23 protein-coding genes are annotated in these 21,295 nt (G+C 37.2%); 13 read left to right on the top strand and 10 right to left on the bottom strand.

Annotated features, from left to right (window positions below):
* Window position 1 precedes the first annotated feature (1 nt).
* From cpaB to AHA02nite_RS04215, 6 genes are all read left to right on the top strand, one after another.
* Window positions 2-604 (top strand): Flp pilus assembly protein CpaB, encoded by a 603-nt coding sequence (gene cpaB / locus AHA02nite_RS04240; protein ID WP_146814714.1) that lies wholly within the window; start codon window positions 2-4, stop codon window positions 602-604.
* Entirely contained in the window at window positions 605-1,762 is a 1,158-nt protein-coding gene (locus AHA02nite_RS04235; protein WP_146814712.1) for an AAA family ATPase, read from the top strand.
* Window positions 1,763-1,787: 25 nt separating this feature from the next.
* The gene (locus AHA02nite_RS04230) at window positions 1,788-3,128 is read left to right on the top strand and encodes a CpaF family protein (RefSeq protein ID WP_146814710.1); all 1,341 of its coding nucleotides are present in this window, start codon (window positions 1,788-1,790) and stop codon (window positions 3,126-3,128) included.
* A gap of 2 nt (window positions 3,129-3,130) precedes the next feature.
* Window positions 3,131-4,099, top strand: coding sequence for a type II secretion system F family protein (locus AHA02nite_RS04225; RefSeq protein ID WP_146814708.1), 969 nt, complete (start codon window positions 3,131-3,133; stop codon window positions 4,097-4,099).
* A gap of 3 nt (window positions 4,100-4,102) precedes the next feature.
* Window positions 4,103-5,029, top strand: a complete 927-nt coding sequence (locus AHA02nite_RS04220; protein ID WP_146814706.1) for a type II secretion system F family protein — start codon at window positions 4,103-4,105, stop codon at window positions 5,027-5,029.
* 92 nt (window positions 5,030-5,121) lie between these two features.
* Entirely contained in the window at window positions 5,122-6,045 is a 924-nt protein-coding gene (locus tag AHA02nite_RS04215) for a DMT family transporter (RefSeq protein ID WP_246118810.1), read from the top strand.
* 26 nt (window positions 6,046-6,071) lie between these two features.
* On the opposite strand, the gene AHA02nite_RS04210 is transcribed toward AHA02nite_RS04215, so the two are convergent.
* Complete coding sequence (locus AHA02nite_RS04210) at window positions 6,072-7,403, bottom strand: short-chain fatty acid transporter (protein ID WP_146814704.1); 1,332 nt, start codon at window positions 7,401-7,403, stop codon at window positions 6,072-6,074.
* A 254-nt stretch (window positions 7,404-7,657) separates the two neighbouring features.
* On the opposite strand from AHA02nite_RS04210, the gene AHA02nite_RS04205 reads away from it, so the two are divergent.
* Window positions 7,658-9,427, top strand: coding sequence for a methyl-accepting chemotaxis protein (locus AHA02nite_RS04205; protein WP_170235965.1), 1,770 nt, complete (start codon window positions 7,658-7,660; stop codon window positions 9,425-9,427).
* A 63-nt stretch (window positions 9,428-9,490) separates the two neighbouring features.
* Here AHA02nite_RS04205 and AHA02nite_RS04200 read toward each other — a convergent pair whose 3' ends face one another.
* Complete coding sequence (locus tag AHA02nite_RS04200) at window positions 9,491-10,384, bottom strand: diacylglycerol/lipid kinase family protein (protein WP_146814700.1); 894 nt, start codon at window positions 10,382-10,384, stop codon at window positions 9,491-9,493.
* Between the two features lie 34 nt (window positions 10,385-10,418).
* Window positions 10,419-11,072 (bottom strand): lysophospholipid acyltransferase family protein, encoded by a 654-nt coding sequence (locus AHA02nite_RS04195; protein WP_146814698.1) that lies wholly within the window; start codon window positions 11,070-11,072, stop codon window positions 10,419-10,421.
* A 368-nt stretch (window positions 11,073-11,440) separates the two neighbouring features.
* Here AHA02nite_RS04195 and AHA02nite_RS04190 point away from each other — a divergent pair, with 368 nt between their 5' ends.
* Both AHA02nite_RS04190 and AHA02nite_RS04185 read left to right on the top strand, forming a co-directional pair.
* On the top strand, window positions 11,441-12,667 hold the full coding sequence (locus AHA02nite_RS04190) for a zinc-dependent alcohol dehydrogenase (RefSeq protein WP_146814697.1): 1,227 nt from the start codon (window positions 11,441-11,443) through the stop codon (window positions 12,665-12,667).
* Window positions 12,668-12,695: 28 nt separating this feature from the next.
* Window positions 12,696-13,784, top strand: a complete 1,089-nt coding sequence (locus AHA02nite_RS04185; RefSeq protein ID WP_146814695.1) for a class II aldolase/adducin family protein — start codon at window positions 12,696-12,698, stop codon at window positions 13,782-13,784.
* Window positions 13,785-13,912: 128 nt separating this feature from the next.
* Here the strand turns inward: AHA02nite_RS04185 and AHA02nite_RS04180 are convergent, their stop codons facing one another.
* The 3 genes from AHA02nite_RS04180 to AHA02nite_RS04170 form a co-directional block, all read right to left on the bottom strand.
* Window positions 13,913-14,842 carry a superoxide dismutase gene (locus tag AHA02nite_RS04180; protein ID WP_146814693.1) on the bottom strand — a complete coding sequence of 310 codons (930 nt, stop codon included), beginning with the start codon at window positions 14,840-14,842 and terminating at the stop codon, window positions 13,913-13,915.
* Between the two features lie 107 nt (window positions 14,843-14,949).
* Window positions 14,950-15,327 carry a hypothetical protein gene (locus AHA02nite_RS04175; RefSeq protein ID WP_146814691.1) on the bottom strand — a complete coding sequence of 126 codons (378 nt, stop codon included), beginning with the start codon at window positions 15,325-15,327 and terminating at the stop codon, window positions 14,950-14,952.
* A 6-nt stretch (window positions 15,328-15,333) separates the two neighbouring features.
* Window positions 15,334-15,591 carry a DUF1292 domain-containing protein gene (locus AHA02nite_RS04170; RefSeq protein WP_146814689.1) on the bottom strand — a complete coding sequence of 86 codons (258 nt, stop codon included), beginning with the start codon at window positions 15,589-15,591 and terminating at the stop codon, window positions 15,334-15,336.
* A gap of 140 nt (window positions 15,592-15,731) precedes the next feature.
* Between AHA02nite_RS04170 and AHA02nite_RS04165 the strand changes: the two genes are divergently transcribed.
* Window positions 15,732-16,529: a DUF4198 domain-containing protein gene (locus AHA02nite_RS04165; protein ID WP_146814687.1), complete on the top strand. Its 798-nt coding sequence runs from the start codon at window positions 15,732-15,734 to the stop codon at window positions 16,527-16,529.
* Window positions 16,530-16,564: 35 nt separating this feature from the next.
* On the opposite strand, the gene AHA02nite_RS04160 is transcribed toward AHA02nite_RS04165, so the two are convergent.
* Together AHA02nite_RS04160 and AHA02nite_RS04155 are read right to left on the bottom strand one after the other, a co-directional pair.
* On the bottom strand, window positions 16,565-17,461 hold the full coding sequence (locus AHA02nite_RS04160) for a hypothetical protein (protein ID WP_246118809.1): 897 nt from the start codon (window positions 17,459-17,461) through the stop codon (window positions 16,565-16,567).
* The gene (locus tag AHA02nite_RS04155) at window positions 17,424-17,681 is read right to left on the bottom strand and encodes a hypothetical protein (protein ID WP_146814685.1); all 258 of its coding nucleotides are present in this window, start codon (window positions 17,679-17,681) and stop codon (window positions 17,424-17,426) included. Before AHA02nite_RS04155 ends, AHA02nite_RS04160 begins: the two co-directional genes overlap by 38 nt.
* 185 nt (window positions 17,682-17,866) lie before the next feature.
* Here AHA02nite_RS04155 and AHA02nite_RS04150 point away from each other — a divergent pair, with 185 nt between their 5' ends.
* Entirely contained in the window at window positions 17,867-18,235 is a 369-nt protein-coding gene (locus AHA02nite_RS04150; RefSeq protein ID WP_146814683.1) for a DUF4183 domain-containing protein, read from the top strand.
* A 358-nt stretch (window positions 18,236-18,593) separates the two neighbouring features.
* Here AHA02nite_RS04150 and AHA02nite_RS04145 read toward each other — a convergent pair whose 3' ends face one another.
* On the bottom strand, window positions 18,594-18,977 hold the full coding sequence (locus AHA02nite_RS04145; protein WP_146814682.1) for a DUF4183 domain-containing protein: 384 nt from the start codon (window positions 18,975-18,977) through the stop codon (window positions 18,594-18,596).
* Between the two features lie 205 nt (window positions 18,978-19,182).
* Between AHA02nite_RS04145 and AHA02nite_RS04140 the strand changes: the two genes are divergently transcribed.
* Entirely contained in the window at window positions 19,183-20,184 is a 1,002-nt protein-coding gene (locus AHA02nite_RS04140) for an LLM class flavin-dependent oxidoreductase (RefSeq protein ID WP_146815107.1), read from the top strand.
* A gap of 43 nt (window positions 20,185-20,227) precedes the next feature.
* Here the strand turns inward: AHA02nite_RS04140 and AHA02nite_RS04135 are convergent, their stop codons facing one another.
* The gene (locus AHA02nite_RS04135) at window positions 20,228-20,485 is read right to left on the bottom strand and encodes a phospholipase (protein ID WP_146814680.1); all 258 of its coding nucleotides are present in this window, start codon (window positions 20,483-20,485) and stop codon (window positions 20,228-20,230) included.
* A gap of 204 nt (window positions 20,486-20,689) precedes the next feature.
* Between AHA02nite_RS04135 and AHA02nite_RS04130 the strand changes: the two genes are divergently transcribed.
* Window positions 20,690-21,292 carry a hypothetical protein gene (locus AHA02nite_RS04130; RefSeq protein ID WP_146814678.1) on the top strand — a complete coding sequence of 201 codons (603 nt, stop codon included), beginning with the start codon at window positions 20,690-20,692 and terminating at the stop codon, window positions 21,290-21,292.
* Window positions 21,293-21,295: the final 3 nt, after the last annotated feature.

The following is a 21,295-nucleotide window of genomic DNA, read 5'->3' as shown; positions in this document are numbered from 1 at the left end:
AATGAAGTCAAGACGTATTTGGATTTGGGCTGTTGTTTTTGGTTTTTTAGCTTCAATTACGCTTTATATTGCAGTCTTTAGTCAACAAGATGACACGGTGAATGATCAGCAGGTCAATGTTGAGGAGCAAGAAACTGATGTAGAAGAAGAGGAAGAAGAAAGTGAAGAGGTAATGGATGCTTCTAGTGAAGAGGATGAAGTGCATCGCCAAGAGATGTTGCCAATCGAAGAAGGAAAGCGTGCGATGTCTATAGAGGTTAATTATGTAGAAGGTGTTTCCGGTTTTATTGAACCTGGAGATTTTGTCGATCTTGTAACGGTTATTGATACACCTGAAGAAGTTGAGGGTGATCAGCACGATGCGGCAACACTTTTATTACAAAAAGTGCGTGTGCTTGCGATTGGCCATGCCACTCATAGCGCTGAAGAGGCTGCGAATTACCAACAGGTGACGTTAGAAGTAGAGCCTTATGAAGGTTTGTCACTAGGGTTTGCGACGAAATGGGATCTTTACTTAATGTTACGTGATCAAGATGATGACAGTATTGAGCCAGACCGTACACATGTTCACGAAGACGACCTGCACGAAGGGGTGTTTCGCTAAATGAAAATACTAGGGATTACAAATCAGTTAAACCAAACGTTAAGTGTACAACGTGCTGCACAGGAATTAGGTCATAGCCTACAATGGTTCGAATCTGTTCATGAGCTTAAGTCAGCAATTGAACCAGAAGAAGACATGATTGTATTAATCTATGAAAATGATGACCGTGATTTATATGAGTTATGTGAAGAGATTAGTTTTCAATATGAAAATGTCTCAACGGTTCTATGCATGCCAGAACATCAAGTTGATGTAAAGAGAGTGATTCGTTCTGGAGCGATCGATGTAATCGATAAACCGTACTCTTACGTCGATGTCTTAAAAGGATTATCTGAACTTCCAACAGTGAAAAGAAACCAGTCCTCACCATGGCAAAATCATGAAGAGAAACAAGGAAAAGTTGTTACGATTTGTAGTACTAAAGGCGGTGTCGGTAAAACAACGGTTAGTACGAATCTAGCAGTTTCCTTAGCGAAACAGAGTAATAGTGTTGCAATGATTGACCTTGATCTTCAGTTTGGTGATGTGGATTTATTTTTAGATTTAAAACCGAAGAAAACGATTTATGAGTGGACGAAGGAAGCTAGTAGTCATTCGGATATAAAGAGCTATATGACATCGCATGAATCCGGGGTTGACCTATTAGCTTCACCTATTAGACCAGAATTTGCGGAGGCTGTCACTGGTGATGATATTGAAAGAGCCATTGAAGCGTTAAAAAGTGTATACGATTGGATTATTATCGATACACCTCCAACGTTAATTGAAACAGATATCGTTGCGTTAGAGCAGTCTGATGAAGTTATTTTAGTGACTTCAATGGACTTACCAACACTAAAGAACTGTAAGCTTTACTTAGAAACGATGGAGTCGATCCATATTAAGAAGCCTTTAAAAGTGATCGTTAACCGCAAATCAAAGAAGATCAAAGGAATGAAGGTTGAAACAGTAACAAATGTCTTAGGCCAGTCAACGTTTGCTGAGATTCCAAATGATGAGAAAAATGTCGTGACTTCAGTCAATGAAGGAATTCCTCTAGTCGCATCAACACCTAGAGCTCCAGCCGCAAAAGCCATCTTAAAACTAGCAGGAAAAATAGACGAAGATCAACCAATCAAGAAAAAAGGTGTGTTATTTAAAAAGGCAGTCAATGCTTAATTAATGAAATGGGGAGAGGTTTTACATGTCATTAATGAAACGAATGAATCAAACACAGGCTGGAGACGAGGAGAAAGTATTCAATATACCGATAGAAAAACGCCCGAAAACACACCAAGAAGTAATCGAAACGCGGTTACGTGATTATTTAATTGAAGAGTTAAAGCAATACCAAGACCTTTCACAAGATGAATTAAAAGAAACAATTGAAGAGTTAGCAGAACCTTTTTTAGAAGAAGAAGGCGACCGACTAACTTTTGAAGCGAAAAAAGATGTCACTTCTTCTGTTTCAAATGATTTAATCGGATTAGGACCCATTACGCCGTTTATTCATGATGAAACAGTAACTGAAGTTATGGTTAATGGCCCCTCCGAGATTTACGTAGAGCGTAACGGTAAGATTACGAGAACAAATCATACGTTTAAAGATAATCGCCACGTCGCCAATGTCATTGAACGAATTGTAAACCCTTTAGGACGACGAATCGACGAAAGTAATCCGATGGTCGATGCAAGACTTTCAGATGGTTCGCGTGTAAATGCGATTATACCGCCTCTTGCGTTGAATGGACCAACGTTAACGATTCGTAAGTTTTCTAAGGAACCGTTTAAGGTAGACGACTTATTGAGGTTCGGGACTTTCAATCAAGAGATGGCTGATTTCTTAAAAGCGTGTGTTCAATCTTATTTAAATGTTTTTGTTAGTGGTGGGACAGGCTCAGGTAAAACAACAACATTAAATGTCTTATCATCATTTATTCAAAATACAGACCGAATTATAACAATCGAGGATGCGGCAGAATTAAAGTTACACCAAGATCACATTATTCCATTAGAATCTCGCCCACCAAATATTGAAGGAAAAGGTGAGATTACGATCCGTGACCTTGTTAGAAACTCGTTACGTATGAGACCAGACCGAATTGTCGTTGGTGAGGTACGTAGTGCGGAAGCGTTGGACATGCTTCAGGCGATGAACACAGGTCACGATGGATCGTTAGGAACAGGACACGCCAATAGTCCGCGTGACATGTTAGCGCGTTTAGAGACGATGGTGTTGATGGCTGGAATGGATCTTCCTATTAAAGCGATTCGTGAACAAGTTGCAGGGGCGATTGACTTAATTATCCATCAGTCACGTATGAAGGACGGGACGCGCAAAATAACTCACATATCAGAAGTGTTAGGTATGGAAGAGAATACAATTGTTATGCAAGATATATTCGTGTTTAAACAGACGGGTGTTAGCCCAAGTGGGAAGATTGAAGGGCACTTTCAACCGACTGGTATTCGCCCGCAAATTATAGATCGACTTGAACAAAACGGTATAAATCTACCACCTAGCTTGTTCCGTGGGGAGTGGTAGTTATGAGTTTATCGATGTTATTCGCTTTAGTTTTTTCGTTTATATTCTTCTTTATCATTTTTAGATCTGCGTTTTTATGGGCTTTTCGTCATAAAATAAACATTGACCGTCGATTAGATAATATGACGAGCGAAGAAGAGGAAGTAGAAGAGAAGAGTGAAAAGAAAGAGCAAAGTACGATGATGCGCTGGGTTTCATGGTTAGGAAATCAAATACCTTGGAAACCTATAAGTAACCAGTGGGAGGAACGTTTAGTTGTCGCTGGCATATCCTTAAAATTACAAGAGTTTTATGTCGTTCGAGTCATGTTTGTTCTTTTTACGTTCTTCATTTTAATGGCGTGGTTAAATATTTGGATCGCATTATTATCGATCTTGTTAACATGGTTCTATCTACCACGCCTTTACTTGAAAATAAAAACTAAGAAACGTCTTAATCGAAGTGTTACCCAACTCGCTAATGCGTTGGGCACAATGTCTAACTCGATGCGAGCGGGCTTTAGTTTTATGCAATCGATGCAAGTTGTGGCAAAAGAGATGCCAGACCCTATTGGACCAGAGTTCGAACTAACGATTAAAGAGATTAACTTAGGTGGTTCTTATGAAGAAGCGTTTAGTCATTTACTTAAACGACTTCCGAACAAAGATTTAGAAATGGTCGTGTCAGCTTTATTAATTCAAAGGCAGTCTGGTGGAAATCTAGCAGTTTTACTAGAGACATTAAGAGATACGATCCAAGGGCGATTGCGCGTAAAAGATGAAGTACGTACGTTAACAGCACAAGGAAGAATTTCATCTTGGATTATCTCTCTTTTACCAATTGGGTTAGCGTTAGTGATTAATGTTATTCACCCTGGATTTTTTGAACCGTTATTTACGAATATATTCGGTTGGATGTTAATTATTTTTGGAGGGCTATTCTTTGTTATTGGGTGGCTACTAATTAATAAAATCGTCCAAGTTGAGGTGTAGACGATGACACAGTTTATATTTTTTATTTCGACGTTTGTATTTTTGACGTTAGTTGTAGCAGGCATTCTTCATTTCTTTATGAAAAGGGAGATTAACATAGAACAAAGAGCTGACCGGTTGTCTAGTAGACCAGGTGAGCAACTAGAGGGTGAAGGTGAAGGAAAGCGACAATTAGCAAACAGCCAGTTCGTCCAAAAAGGGTTGACTCAAGCAAGGACACTCATGAAAGGTAAAATGTCAGGCCATTCAATTAAAACGCTTGAGCAAAAGTTACAAGAATCGGGTAACCCGAAAAATTTAACAGCAGTAGATTTTAGGTTAATACAGTTTACTGTAGGACTTGGGTTATTTTTAGTTGTTTTTCTTTTACTGTTTCCTTCTACTGAGTCGTTAAGTCAAGTGTTGTTAATAAGTGGTGCTGCTGGCTTAATTGGTTTCATTTATCCAATGGCTAACTTGAACACGAGACGGAAAAATCGACTTAAACAAATTGAAAAGATGATGCCTGATTATTTTGATATGTTGAACTTATCAGTTGAAGCTGGTATGGGGTTAGACTCAGCTATGGTTCAATCTTGTGAAAAGGTTACAGGCCCGCTTGCTGATGAATTCCAAGTGGCACTTGAAGATATGAAACTAGGAAACTCACGAGAAATTGCGTTATCGGACTTGCGCGATCGCGTTCCGTCTGATCAATTTCAAAATGTGATTCGCTCACTCGTTCAAGCAGATCGTCTCGGGGTTGGAATGTCGAAAGTAATTCGAGTTCAAACTGAGCGGATTCGTGAACAACAACTTCAGCGAGCACGTGAACAAGCAATGAAAACACCGGTTAAAATGTTATTACCGATGGTGTTTTGTATATTCCCGTTACTATTCATCGTTTTAATGGGACCAATTGCGATTCAAATTTTCGATACATTATTCTAATAGAACTCAGCCCAATTTGCGGGTTGAGTTTTTATTTGCTTAGGCAAATGATAGAATAAGAGAAATGGAAAAATAGGTGGTTGATTTTCACAGTGGATGAACGACAAATGCGTATGATGAATTACATAAAACAAAACAGATGGGTTGTTATACTGCTTATCTTAAGTATTACAATTATATGGGGATATGCTTGGACTTTAATGAAAGAAGCACTTCAATATATGGGGCCTTTTACGTTTTCGGCTTTTCGTTTCGGTGTTGGTGCTGTTACGATGTTTGGTATATTGCTATTCTTCAAAGTTGGATTGCCAGAACGAAAGTATTGGAAGCATTTATTTATAGTAGGTCTACTTCAAACAGCGATCGTCTTTTTACTCGTTATGTATGGGCTTAAGTTTGTAGAAGCGGGGAAATCTTCTATTCTTTTATACTCAATGCCTATTTGGAGCAGTTTGTTAGCTATGTTTATTTTGAAAGATCGATTAATTAAACCACAAGTTGTTGGTTTAGCAGTTGGGTTAATAGGTTTATTAACCATATTAGGATGGGATTTATGGTTAGCTCAAAGTGCTGCAACGGTTTTGGGTGAAATGTTAATCGTCGTTGCTGCCATTTCATGGGGGTTATCGAACATATACTATCGTTTATTTTTAAAGGGGATGTCACAGCTACAAGTTAACGGTTATCAGATGGCTTTTGGCGCTTTAGCAATTACCATTGTGGCTTTGATCACAGAATCTGACCAGGCAATAGTATGGAACTTGGAGAGTGTATACTATGTTTTATTTACTGGCGTATTAGCATCTGCGCTTTGTTTTACTGTTTGGTTTATATTATTGAGTGTGATCGACATGGTAACGGCAACAATTTCGACGTTACTCGTACCGGTGTTTGGTTTGTTTTTCGGTTGGTTATTATTAAATGAACCGTTAACGGCTAACATAATGATTGGTACTGTTCTAATTGTAATTGGTATATCGATTGCTAATCTTTATAAAAAAAGTCCCACCAGGTGATGAACACATAGTGGGACTTGATTTATTTAAAATAATAGTAAGCCAATGGCAATCGGTATGAAGCTCCATACGAGTATGATTAAACAGAAACCCATAATATCTTTAACTTTAAGTCCAGCAATCGCGAGTAATGGTAATGCCCAGAATGGTTGGATCATATTGGTCCAAGCATCTCCCCAAGCAACAGCCATCGCTGTTTTGGCTGTGTCGACTCCAATCTCTAGTGCGGCTGGGATCATAATTGGAGCTTGAACCGCCCACTGTCCGCCACCAGAAGGGACGAAAAAGTTAACAATCCCTGCACTAATAAAGGCGAATAACGGCAGAGTAACTTCATTTGAAATGTTAACAAACATCGTGGACATTTGCTCAGACAGTCCTGAAGCTACCATCATCCCCATAATCCCTGCATAAAACGGGAATTGAATAATAATCCCGCCAGCGTTCTTAACAGCATCAGACACACTATTTAAAAATTTACGAGGTGTCTTATGAAGTAGGATCCCTAAGAACAGGAAGATGAAGTTTACTATATTGATATTTAAATCAAATCCACTTGTCGCAAAGTGATAGATGATAAAGGCTAAACCGAGTATACCGATGATCATGGATATAACTTTGCTATGTTCAAGTCGTTCTGCAGGTGTTAAATCTTTCTTCTCCAACTTTTGCTCTTCAACAACTTGTGTATGCGTTTTTAGCAGTTCTGGATCAATGCTAGAGTTACCATCTCGAGCTTTTAGTAAAAACCAGTTTAGAATTGGTAAAGTGATTAATAAAATAAATACGATAAATAAGTTGAGTTCACTAAACAATGTCTCCGTAATCGGGATCACGCCTACTAAATCTTCTAAAAAGTGACCTTCAGTTGCAATTGTTAAAGGTACAGATCCTGAAAAACCGCCGTGCCAAAGTAGAAAACCACTGTAAGCCGCCGCAATTAAAATTCGATAGTCAATAGAAGGGATCCGTTTGGCAACGTGTATGGCAAGTAAAGCACCAACAACTAGACCGAACCCATAGTTTATTAAACAGGCGATTGATGCTACAACAGTTACTAGAACGATTGCTTGACCAGGCGAATTAGCCATATTACTAATTTTAGATAGGATTCCTTTTATGAAAGGTGTGTTAGCTAAAATGTACCCAGTAATAACAATTAAGGACATCTGCATCGCAAATGCTAGTAGATCCCAAAAACCATGCCCCCAGTATTCAACCATGTTAACCGGTGAGCTACCTGTAAAGACTAATCCAAGAACAAATACAATAATCGTTAAAATAATAGCAAATAGAAACGCATCAGGTAAGTAACGTTGAACAAGCCTATCACTGGCAGCTGTAATCGACTTAAGCATCATATTCCTCCTTTTTGTGAATGTTTTTTGAAGCTCGTTATATTCTATTAGTCTTTTAGTCTTAAATATGTCACTAGTTTTTAGTGATTTTTGTCGAAAGAATAGCGTCTTTTTGTTTGATGTCGTCGTATTGTGCGCTTGCCTGGGAAATACAAGAGAGGAAATAATAGGAGGGCAAGTATTAGAAAATTCTAAACTCTTGGTTGTGTAAGCCGATATAATTATTAAGCTACATGATTGAGGGGGAATATATTATGAAATCAATAAGGTTAAAGTTGGCTGTCATTATGCTCGTATTATTAGTGGTTCCACTAGTTACAGTCGTTTTTGTCTCGTACAGCCAATCATCTGTGTTAGAACGTGTCGTCATACCTAAGGCTGAATTAGAAAGAGAGAGTTCAGCGGCGGCTGAAGTGTTTGAGGAATATGAAGTGCTTTTAAATACATATAGTCAGGAAGAAGAACTCCAATATACATCGTTTGATATACCAAATTCGGATGTTAATTATGATAATGTGCCTTCTACTAATGATCCTGACATGACTGCATTTTATGAAGAATACTTAACGGATTACGCCGAAGGTTATGATTATATATTAAATTTATATTTCGGAACTCCTGATGGTTCACTATATTTGCATGATATTCCTGAAGCTGATTTATCAGGCTATGATGCAACAGAACGTGATTGGTATTCACAAGCTCTTGCGAATGAAGGTGAAGTTATATGGACAGAGCCTTATTTAGATGCTGCAACAAATCAATCGATTATAACGCTTGCAACGACATTAAACGATGACCAAGGTGAAGTGATTGGTGTTGCAGCGATTGACTTTCAAATGTCTAAACTAGCAACACTATTGAGACAAGACACTGCACAGACGATGCTGTTAATTGGTTTTGTTTCAGTAGTTGTCGGTCTAATTGTTGTCTTCTTCTTCGTTCGATACATGAATAGGCAAATTAAAACAATTCATACAGGGTTACAAAATGTAGCCAATGGTGATCTGACACAACCAATTGAAGTGAATAGTCAAGATGAATTCGGAAGTCTTGCAGAGCAATACAATCAAATGTTAGATCAAATGCATGGTTTAATTAAGAAAGTGGTTGAGTCGTCAGAACAAGTAGCCGCTTCATCACAACAGTTAAACGCAAATGCAGATGAAACGACGAGAGCAGCAGAACAAATTGCTCAATCAATCCAACAAGTATCTGAAGGAAATGAAGGGCAAGTTGAACAAGTACAAGAATCAACGGAGTATGTATCTGACATTTCTAAAGATATTGAAGAGATCTCATCTAGGGCAGAACGCGTCAATGAATCATCTGAGTCGACATCTAAGCAAGCGGTGAGTGGTGAACAAGTCGTTAAACAAGCCGTTAGCCAAATGGATGAAATTAGTAAAAATACAGAATCAACTCGTGATATTATTCAAAGCTTGAATCAACGATCTAAAGAAGTCGAGAAGATTTTAGATATTATTAACGACATTTCTGAACAAACGAATTTACTTGCTTTAAATGCAGCAATTGAGGCTGCGCGTGCTGGTGAACATGGTAAAGGGTTTGCCGTTGTTGCCGATGAAGTGCGAAAGTTAGCTGAGCAATCCACTGAATCGACTGGCCAAATTTCAAGCATTATTACTGAGATTCAAAATGAAACGCAACATGCTGTTCAATCAATGGAAAACGGCGTAGTAAACGTAGATGAAGGAAAAGAACTTGTCAATAAAGCAGGTCATTCGTTTGAAGACATTGCACAAGCAGTAACTCTCGTTTCACAACGAATGGAAGAAGTGTCAGAATCGATTAAACAGATCGATGAAAGAAGTCATAAACTTGTTAATTCTATGGAGAACGTTTCAACACAAACTGAAAATGCTTCAAGCCTTGCTGAAGAAGTGGCAAGTGCTGCGGAAGAACAAACAGCGAGTGTCGAAGAAGTAACATCAGCAACAGATGCATTGTCACACATGGCTGAAGAATTACAACAAGCAGCTAATCAATTTAAAGTTAATTAATTATGAATACACTCCAAGAGCTTAAAAACTTTTGGAGTGTTTCTTATTAGATCCATTGCTCATTTATGATAGAACATAGATTGATGATGGGAGTATTTTAATGTTAAATGGTGTTTCACCAACGATTTCCCCATCCCCGTGTGCAATCATTGGATTATTTGATGATATGATTAAGTTCTTACCTTGATAAGTTCTCACGGCAGGGTGATTAATATGTTGGCCTTTAAAGACAGATGGAAAAATCCTTAGCAATTTCCATCTAGAAATCCCTTTAACAATGCACACTTCAAAGAGGTCATCGTTGTTTCTTGCTTCTGGACATATTTTCATACCACCTGCATAAAAAGGTGTGTTAGCAATGGCAATTAACCAAACATTTTCGTGTGATGATGCTTTCGAATCAATACGAAGGTTTACATCAGTTGGTTTGTAGCTTAACATCACTTTTAACATGGCTAAGATGTAAGGTATACTTCCAATTTTGATCACATTGCAGAGTTTCTTTAACTTTGATCGACTAGTTTCTGCTGCAATTTTCCCATCAAAGCCAATGCCAGCAATAGTGGCGAAGACTTTATTATTAATATGTCCGACATCTATAAGTTTTTTTTCGTTTTTTAATATACGCTCCAGTGCTTCGACACAATTAAGTGGAATCCCCATCCCTCTACAAAAGTCATTTCCAGAACCGGCTGGGATAATCCCTAAAGGTACATTTGAATTCTGTAATCCATTAATAGCTTCATGTACAGTGCCATCACCACCAACTATTATGATCGCACTAACATTGGGACTGTCATGAGCTAAATCATGAACAAGTTGTGTTGCGTGATTGGGCTTTTTAGTAAAGCTAACATCATAAACAATCTTTCGTTCTAAAAGAATCGACTCTATTTGTACCCATCGTTTGAATCCTCGGCCACTTCCTGAATTGGTATTAACGATAAAATGATACATTAGTTAATCATCACCTATAAATATGAATTTTAAATCAAGTCTTTGTTATAGATTTACCTACACTATTTTTTTCGTTTCGCTCGTGTTGGTCTTCTGTAAGGCCTCTAGTATAAAGACTGCGATTTTTAAGGGTTGTAATTTTATTCATGACGAAGTTTGTATAAGCAGTGTAGTTCAGGTGTTGCTGTAATTCTGGTTGGATTAGGCTACCGATTTGAACATCAACAATTGGACGTATGCCTTGTTTATAATAACTTATGTAAATAGGTAACACCGGTGTTGTAGTTTTATAAGAAAAGAAGGCAACCCCTTTTTTAGGTTCTATTGTTTCTCCTTCCTTACAACGTGTTCCTTCTGGGAAAATGCCAAGCACTCCATTTTCACCTAATACTTTTAAGCATTTCCTCACAGGTACAATGGTATTTCCACTGTGACGGTCGACAGGAATAGCTTTCATGTTAGTTAAAAACCAGGTTAGTATTCGGTTTCTAAAAAGTTCTTTTTTAGCTAAGAAGTGTAGTTCCTGATCGATAATACAGGCGAGTATTAGTGGATCATAGGCGCTTGCGTGATTAGAAGCAATGATTAAAGGTTCGTCTAAATTAATATTTACTTTTCCTGTTACGTTGACTTTAAAGCGTAAAGGAATGATGAGCCTAGCAATATTTTTTAGTAGTGCGTAAAACATTATTACACCTCATCTCCAAAATTAACCTCATTTTATTAACACTATTTATTATGGATAAAAATAGAAAAAATATAAATTCTTTTCGTGACATACATAATTACAACCATATTCTACAAATAATAATGGCAAATATATACATTAGGACGGTGGCTGTATGGTTAAGCTTATAAAAGGGATTTACCAAGAATTTGAGAAAATGGTTGTTGCTTTAGTTGAGTTTGATTACGAAGAAGCGTTAAAAGAACAAGAGAGGAAATCAAAGTCTACAAACTGACGAAGGTTTTATGGAAAAATTAATCAATAGTGAGTAATTTTGGGTTAAGTTGGTCAAAATAACCATAAAGTCAATAAATAAAAGGTGATTGGTTATGGGTGCATTACAATTTAATTATAATTTACCGCGATATGTCATGAGTAAAGTTGGGGGGAAGTTTAAGTCTTCAATTTATTGGAACTCTAGATTATCTTGTCTAAAGTTTGTAGAAGATCATAATGCAACATTGCCAAATGAACAGTGGGTAAAGATTAAGGTGAAGTATAGTGGGATATGTGGTAGTGACCTTAATTTAATATTGTTGAACGATAGTCCTGCTACATCACCATTCGCTTCCTTTCCTTTCACAATTGGGCATGAAATTGTAGGGGAAATTGAGCAAATTGGAGAAGGTGTCACTGATGTTGAAGTTGGAGATCGCGTAGTAATTGATCCAGTCTTGTCATGTGAGCCGAGGGGCATACAAAATAAATGCCCTCAATGTAAGAAGGGTAATTTTAGTTTATGTATACATAAAACAGAAGGGGACGTCTCTCCTGGTTTGTTAATCGGCGCCTGTCGAGATACAGGTGGAGGTTGGTCAACTCATGTTGTGGCGCATAAAAGTCAGGTGTTTAGACTACCAAATGAAGTTAGCGATTTAAATGGCGTGATGGTCGAACCGTTTAGTTGTGCTCTTCATAGTGTGATGAGAAACCCACCTAAAGACGATGATACTGTACTCATTATCGGTGGAGGTGTCATAGGAATAGCGGTGATCGCGGCTATTCGAGCATTGGACATAAAATGTAATGTCATCGCGTTAGTAAAACATAATCTTCAAAGAGATTTGTCTTACCATTATGGTGCTAATAAAGTCGTCAATTTTAATCACTCAACGTATGTTGAGGAGTTATCAGACTCACTCGAAGCTAAAGTGTTAAACCCGATCTATGGTTCAGAAGTCATCGAAGGGGGAGCTGACATAATTTATGAATGTGTAGGCCGAAAACAAAGTGTTCACGATGCTTTAAGGTTTACTAAAAGTGGGGGACAAGTCGTTTTAATAGGTTTAGCAGGCATAATGGAAAGGATTGATTGGACAACAGTTTGGATGAACGAGTTAAAAGTTAAAGGTTGCTTTGCCTATAGTCGTGAGTTTTATAAAGGTAAAAATCGAAGGACGTTTGATATTGCCATCGATCTTATGCAGCAAGGAAAAGTCGACTTATCACCACTTGTGACGCATCATTTCCCTTTAGAAGAATATAGACAAGCTTTAGAAACCGCTACTAAGAAAGGAAATCGTTCTGCAGTGAAAGTTGTATTTGAACCTAACTAACTTAAGAGACTAACGAGGAGGTTTTTAAATGAGTAATTTTATCGTAACGGGTGCAAAGCAAAGTCAGTTTCTAACTTGGTTTACAAACGGGCTAAAGGAAAAGTTTATAGAGAAAGGTTATAAGTATTGTTCTGAACCTGATGAAGACTTGAGTGTTGTTTTTAATGTATTAGACCCAGACAAACCACGAGCTTTTCGTAGGCATGCACAAGCAACATTCGTTATTTCAATTATTGAACAAAACCATAAAATGATGAATACTTTTCAAAAGGCTTATCCATATTTAATTAGATCATTAGCGAATCACTTAATGTATATAGTACATCATGAAAGTCAAACGAAAGTTTATTTTGTTACACCTGAACAAGGTTTTTACAACATACCTTATGAGGGTGAAGAGGATGAATTCTTTAGTAAAGTATTCGAAAGGTTAGAGCCAGTTGCTTCTTCGCAACTCGTTATTAACAATGAGTTTAGTGATGATTTGAAAGAGGAGCTTTGGAATGGAAATGAACGTACTGACAAGTTATCACAGTCAGGCAAAAAGTTAGACCGTATGAACCTTTTGCCAGCCCCTTTTCCAATTGAAAAATACTTAACTAAACGCGACTTAAGGCAGTTAAAGAAACTTTATGGCATAGGCGGTCTTAGTTATGGTAACCTTAGTTGCCGAGAAGATGAAACTAGTTTTTGGATGAGTGCCAGTGGTATTAATAAAGCAGACATGAAGGTTATTGGGCAAGATATGTTATACATTAAAGGGTTTAATGAAGAGAAGAGTGCTATGGAAATTAGCGTTCCACCAAATGTAACACCGAAGCGGGCGTCTGTTGATGCTATTGAGCATTGGATGATTTATAAGGAGCATCCAGATGTAGGAGCAATCGTCCACATTCATGCATGGGCAGATGGTGTAAAAGCAACGGAAATTAATTATCCATGCGGCACAATTCAATTAGCAGAAAGAGTAGCTGAACTTATAAGAAGTGAAGAAGATCCTGCAAGAGCCATCATCGGGTTAAAAAATCATGGACTAACGATCACAGGACGGAGTTTAGAAGATATTTTTGAACGTATAGAAGGTCGTATCCAACATCAAGTACCGATGTCTAGTTAGTAAAAGAGAAAAGTGTAGCCTTTTAAATGGTTACACTTTTCTCTTTTTAATCAAGATTAGTAGACCTTTAAAGATTTAATTTTGCATCTTAGATTTTAAAAGAGAGTGAATAAGAAAATCTCCTCTCCTTAATATTGCTCCCATTTAACTTCTCTTGCTGTGTTAAACCGACTTTCAACTTCATCCCAATTTACAATGTTCCACCATACATCAACGTATGCGTCACGGTCATTTTCATACTGTAAGTAATAGGCGTGTTCCCATACATCAAGGACAAGTAGTGGAATCACGTCCCATTGTGATAAGTCTTGATGTCGTTCAGCTTGTAAAATCTCCAACCTATGTGAACGTGGTGACCAAACTAATATTGACCAACCGACACCTTCTACATTTTTGGCTGCTTCAGAAAAATGTTCCTTAAATTGATCATAACTACCAAACGATTCATTAATGGCATTTAGTAATTCACCACTTGGTTCACCACCGCCTTCAGGGCTCATAATGTTCCAAAAAATCGTGTGTAAATAATGACCTGCACCGTTAAAAGCAGCTTCTCGCTCCCAGTGTTTAATCAGGTCGAAGTCACCTGTTTGTCTTGCCTTTTGCATTTCTCTTTCTGCCTTATTTAATCCATCTACATAACTTTGGTGGTGCTTATCGTGATGAAGTCTCATAATACGTTCATCAATATAAGGTTCAAGTGCATCATAAGCATAAGGGAGTGGAGGAAGCTCATGCCCTCCGATTGGTACAAAACGATTATGATCATTACTTTGCTCCTTACCCTTATGATCTGACTTGAATAATTCGTTCCAACGATGGAATAAATAAGCTGCTTCACTCTGTAATTCCTGTGCTATGTCATGAGACAACATTTCTTGACGTTCTTGATAATTCCTCACTGCCTCGACAAATTTATTAAGATTCTGATCATAATTGGATAATTCTTCGTTAAGCTCATCACCTTGTTCTAACTTAAAACGCTGCCATTTATCATTTAGATCAGATACCCATTCTTCTAATTCATAAACAAATTGACTTAATGTATCTTGACTCATAAAAATAACCTCCTTTTTCTCACCGTGATATTTATATGAGTTATGAAGATGTTTCGATAGTTGTTTAATTAAATTAAAAAAGAGCAGAGAAGGGGTGTTCCCATTCTCTACTCTCTATACTCAGCGTTATATGAATTTTCTCCTGCATGAACGGATAACAACGTATCAGCATACCCTACAAGCTGATTGACAATTTCATCACATAATAAGTAAACGAAAGGATGAATACTAGGATCAAATAATGCCGGATCTTCAAAAATGATCGTCGTATTAATAAAAACTTCTTTATTATCAAATATGTTGTAATGTATTATAGTTTTACCTGCTGCTCCTTTGGTGTTTGGTTCTGCATAAGAAGGTAAGAAGATGTACCATTCTTCAGCCGTCATCGAGCGAAAATTTTTAGTAAACTTTAACCCATCAATTTCATTGTAGTATTTCTCCCTTATGTCATTTGGGATCGCTTCAACGATTTTTTTGCTCATATTGAGTTAGGACTCCTCACCAAACTCTGCTTCAGTTGCGATCTCATACGCTTCTAAAATGGATGCTCTTTCATCTGGGTCTGTAATCTTTACTAAATATTGATCGTCACCTTCTTCTTCGACACGCATGACAAACACTTCATTTTCATCTTTTAATAAAGCGTATGATTGTTCATGCATGTCAAACATACCAGCAACTGAAAATTCCTTCTCTAAACCTTCTTCATCGTAAACCGTTATAATGTCTTCATGTCCTTCGTTCATAATAATGCCTCCTCATGTATTCATTACGCTTTAGTGTTTGTAAGAACGGTCACATTATGAATACAAGAAGTATATTTCAGGATATTATCAATCATTTTTGGAACGCTACAAAGTGAGATTGATTTTGTGAGGTGTCACTGATGAGTAAAAAGTTCATGTCAGTAAGTGTAGCATTTCTTTTAATATTATTGTCATCCATTACAACTTTTGCGCACAATGGTTGGATTGAATCCAATAACCCAATGGTTGAAACAAGTCAGAATGCATATGTTAGTTTATATTTAGGCAATCACTCTGATCAACATACGAGTTATCGAATTGACCGTAATTGGGGAATTCAAGATTCTAAAATTGTTGTCAAAACCCCTTCTAACGAAGAGGTGAATGTGACAGATGAATTTTACTATATGGGTGAAGTTTCAGAAGTAGATGATGACCGTGCCGGATTAAATAACTTTTATAACGGTTCGTTTACTGTAGAAGAAGAAGGGTTATATACAGTTATTGCAAAAGGAGATTTTAAGTACGGAGAACAGGAAAAGGCTACAGTGAGGACGGCTAAATCTTTTATTGGTGCGAAAGAAAATCCGACGTTAAGTGAGATGAATCAACTAACAGGATTTGATGAACCACAAGTGAGTAACAGAGGGGAGATCGTACCACTGTTTAACCCTTTAACCGTTCAGTCAGGTGATTATGTAACTGCACAATTAATGTTTGATGGAGAGCCAGTAGAAGACGAAGAAGTCGCTGTAATCCAACGAAGCACGTCTAAAGACTTGCAGCTAGTTACAGATTTGAATGGCAAAATTGCTTGGGAAACAGCGGATGCGGACTACTATTTAATCAGAGCAGAATTTGAGCAGGACGGTATAGAATACGAAGCGACGATGACATTTGTCGTTAATGAAGAGTATAATGATGAAGAATCTGAGTAAATAAAGACACCAATCTCAATTGATTGGAGTCTTTATTATGGGACATCTGAACAGTCGCCAATGAACGTCGCTGGGCTTACTATAGCGGAAAAAGTTGTTGAGAAAGTATTGCCGTGTAAGTCAGAAGCAATAATCGTCCACGTTCCAATGTTGGAAGGACTAATTTGCAGTTCTATTAATACATCAAAAATACCATTAAATACATTGCCAGTCGCATTAGCGACACCGTGAACTCTAGCGAAGTTGTTGCCATCACACGCTATGTTGATCCTTCTACCCATCACAAAATTAATCGTATTTCCGCCTGATCCGAAAGAAATATTAAAGTTGTTTATAGCTGGATTACACATAGCACTCGCCGTAAAGCATTGAATAGCAGTAACATTGATTGTCCCTTGGAAAGTTGTCGGCGTACTTTGTTGGGTTACATTAACAGTTGCTGGCGCTGCGTTACCTTGAATTCCAATTCTATATTTGCATGGGCATTCCTCTAACGGACACTCTATATGAAGACTAACCATTGCTGTAATTGTTTCACCATTAACCGTCGTTGTAGCCATAATAACAGTTGATATAAGTGGGGTTGATTCGGGAACTGTTAGTGTGGTGGAATAATTCCCTGATCCATCGGTTGTAGCTGGATTTGGGTTAAATTCACCGACGATAGGAAAATTATTAAATTCTACTACAGCATCTTCAACTGCTATACCGTCACACGTTACGGTACCCGTAATTTCCCCTTCACACGTAATAAGTGCTGGTGCTTCAATTGTAATTGCACAATTTCGGTCCTCACAACCTACAGTCAGTACTATTGTTTCCCCTAAGTCTTCACCGTCTACTGTTGTTGTTGCGGTGATTGTTACTTGTGTAGGTGGAGTGTCTGGCTCTATATTAACCGTTGTAAAGGCTACGCCTAGCTTCGTTATCAAAAGCTTCGATTACAATAAAGCCTCGTTTAAACAGTGTGACTTCTTGAAGCGTCGTGACTTCCCCAGACGGTAATGTTACATTGACATCACGACGCCTATTAGGATCAACTTCGGCACATTCAATTCCTTCATTAACAGGTAAGGGTATCCCAAATTGGTCGGTCAAATAACAATTAACTGTTCCATTGTTTTCTATAATGGAGCAAATTTCTCTGCTCATTGTGATTACGCCCTCCTTTCTATTAAATGCTTTAATATATTATGGTTAGTTTCAGTCTTTTGTTTGGTTTAATAAGTGTTATGAAGGGAAAATAATTAAATCGCACAGTGTTTCTACCTCGTTGAATGGCCAAACACCTTTTAAAGTTTTGCATAAGTTAATAGTAGTAGAGGAAGGTGAATCGGGTGAAAAAACGGTCAAAGAAGCGGCAAGTTATATCAACTAAGCAAGTATACGATTGGCAAACGACAACCATTGACTTAATTTTAAGGTTAAAGGTGAGTAAAGAACCTATGAAAGGTAAGACTTATCAGTATAATACTCGTTCCGACGGAGTGCGAAAAGTATATACGAATAGTGATGAATTAACCGAGTATGGCAATTGTGGCATTTTGAACCCGAATAAATTTTCAATAATAAATTTATATATTAACGGTGTGTTACAACCTCCTAATACTTACAATGTTGTAGAAGGGAGGCTAACATTAAATACTAATGATGCCCCAATAGAGGGAGCGCCTATAATTTTACAGTATATTGCCCTCTATCAATAAGAAATAGAGGGCCCATAAAATAGTAAGTAGTTCCGTTTTGGTGGAGAAAATACAAAATAACAAGCGAAATAGAGTGCAAAATCGCAACGGTTTTAGCACTCTATTTTTTATTGATGTGACAACGTTTTTCTTGAATTTTAAGTCGGATTAGTATAGCAAATCGCACCTCAATTCGCAAAGCGACAATAGCTATTGTCGTAATGATATTTAGGTTGTTATTTAGCTTGCTATTTATCAATAAATGTTGCTATACCAATGAAAAACAGCATACCAATTAATATGCTGTTTGATGTGTTAATTGTATTGTTTCTCCACAGTATCGGAACTACTTAATAAAATAGGATCCCTCTATTTCTTTTTATGTTGCTATATCTGTATCGGAAGTTGGTGTGAAGTTAACAACCTCTAATACTACTGGTACACCTTCTAAAATTGATTCACCTTCGTCAGGTACATTAATATCTAATGAACCAGTCTGCGTTTCTCCAGGTGTATAAACAGAAATATCATCCATTTGTAAAACACCGTTAATGTAAACATTATAATAACTATTGTGTTCTTCTAACTCAGGTAGTTCTGTTACTGCTGTACCAGTATCATCAAAGAAATCAGCAGCATCAATTGATAAAGTAGAGTCCGGTGCTGTTTCAGCATCAGTAATATAGAAGAATTTAGTTGAATTAGGTTCGGTGTTTACACTTGTTTCAGCCTCAATGTGTAGTTTCATAATTCTTAATGTCATTTAAGTCCCCCCTTAATTATAACCCTGTATTATTCTATGAAAGTTCTACTTAAGTGAGATAAGACAAGTTGATCAATTAAAGCGTTTCTATTAAAAATGGTGTAATGAAGGATAATATTATTGTACAAAAGCAAATTAATTTAAAGTTGATGAACAAGCTGATACGATTGTAATGAACATTCCAACAATGAAAGGACTTTTGAATATGAGTAATATAAATATTCCGTTATCTGTATTAAATTTAGTTCCCATTAGAAAAGGTGAAGGGGCTAAAGAAGCGATTGATGCGATGGTTGAATTAGCTCAAGCAACTGAAGAACTAGGATATGAAAGGTATTGGATTGCAGAACACCACAATACATCAACATTAGTCAGCTCTGCGACAACGATGTTAATGAAACATACGTTAGAACATACAAAGAACATCCGTGTCGGATCAGGTGGTGTGATGCTTCCAAATCATTCACCATTAATAGTTTCTGAACAGTTTGGAACGATGGAGACGATTTATCCTAATCGACTAGACCTTGGGTTAGGACGAGCACCTGGTACTGATCAACTAACAGCAAGTGCTATTAGACGTTCTAAACATGATTCTGTTCATGACTTCCCAAATGATGTGCAAGAGATTTTAAAGTATTTCGGACCGCTTGAGAAACAAGGGTTTGTGAAGGCTTATCCAGGCGTTGATTCGAATATCCCTGTCTATATTTTAGGTTCTTCAACAGATTCTGCTCGGCTAGCAGCGAAATTAGGATTGCCATATGCATTTGCAGCACACTTTGCTCCTCGTCACATGGCAGAGGCTATTAAAATCTACCGTGATCAGTTTGAGCCATCAGAGTATTTAGACGGGCCATATATGATGGTTTGTTTAAATGTTATTGCAGCAGAATCAGATGAAGAGGCGATCCGCGAGAAAACGACGTTAGAACAATTTTTCTTAAACGTTGTAAGAGGGACGCAAACGCCATTAAACCCACCAATCGACAACATTGAAGACTATTACAAAGCATCAGAAAAACAAATCGTTGATTCGATGACGAGTGCTTCACTAATTGGTAGTAAAGAAACCGTCAAACGCCAATTAACAAGTTTCCAAGAACAGTTCGATGTTGATGAAATCATGGCAATTACGTATATTTATGACCGAGAAAAACAAATCCGATCATTCGAAATCTTGAAAGAAGTTGTAGACGGAAAATAGTATATACAAACAAAAGGCTGTTTATATGCAGCCTTTTGTTTTTTTACCAGTAAAACAATTGCCGTATTTTCATAACGTTGCGAATGGTACGAGCGTGTCGAGCTTCGCGTGTGCATCTGCTTGATAAACGGTCTAGTTCACGAATGAATGTTTGATCACACTTTTTTCTGTTAATCCCTGTATAATAGCATTCATCATGTTGACGGCAGGCTCGGTCAACCTTATTGACAGGTTTGCCTGGACCACTACAACCTGGTCCACAGTAACGGTATCCAGGTAAGCAAAAACGACAATATCGCATAATAAAACCTCCCCCAAAACTATTACTATAGTATATGAGGAAGGGAGTAGTCTTTCTAATATATATAACCTATTATTTTTGCTCTCTTTTCGTTTCTATTTCAATTCCTTCAACTTCTAATAGATTAATAGTTTATAAAATCGTTATAAGACAAGAATATACGATAAAACATAGGCGTAATTATGAAGTAGGGGGGATGTGAGAATGGGATTTTTTGATCATGCGAAAGAAATGGTGCATATTGATTTAGAGTTGTCAGAGCTAGAGCGTAATTTAAAGAAAGCTTATAAGCACTATCATAAGGTTAATCAAAGATTAGCTGATTCAAAATATTATCGCCAAGCGAAGTTTGAAAAGGTGCAAGAGGCATTGCAACAGTTTAAAGATTATTTTATTGAACGAGATTTTCATTTATCTGATAGCAATGTTTATATTGTTGCAACACTCGGACAAAGAAGAGCAGAATTAGTCATTAATGATACGCTTGATTTAACTTTAAGGGTATATAGTCACGATGAGATTGTTAGTGATCACACACTATTTTTAGAAGATAAAAATAAGTTACACCCAAAATTCACAGGTCAAATATTAAATGACCAAGTCAAGTTTGATCATAGTTATTCAAATTTAACGATTCAAGAACGTTATATTAAGTCAATTGGAGATGTTGAGCAAGACATTCAAGCGTTGAATGAAAGGTTGAAGCAAGATTATAAACCCGACTTTCTTTATTATGATGTCATTAGTGATGAAAGGTATGAAGAGTTAACGGATTTATTAAATTACTTAAATGAGGAGTTAGAATAAACA

It is taken from the genome of Alkalibacillus haloalkaliphilus (genome assembly GCF_007991275.1).
GTDB classification, from domain to species: domain Bacteria; phylum Bacillota; class Bacilli; order Bacillales; family Alkalibacillaceae; genus Alkalibacillus; species Alkalibacillus haloalkaliphilus.
The sequence above is the reverse complement of the archived record's forward strand: the minus strand, read 5'-3'. Positions and strand labels throughout refer to the sequence as shown.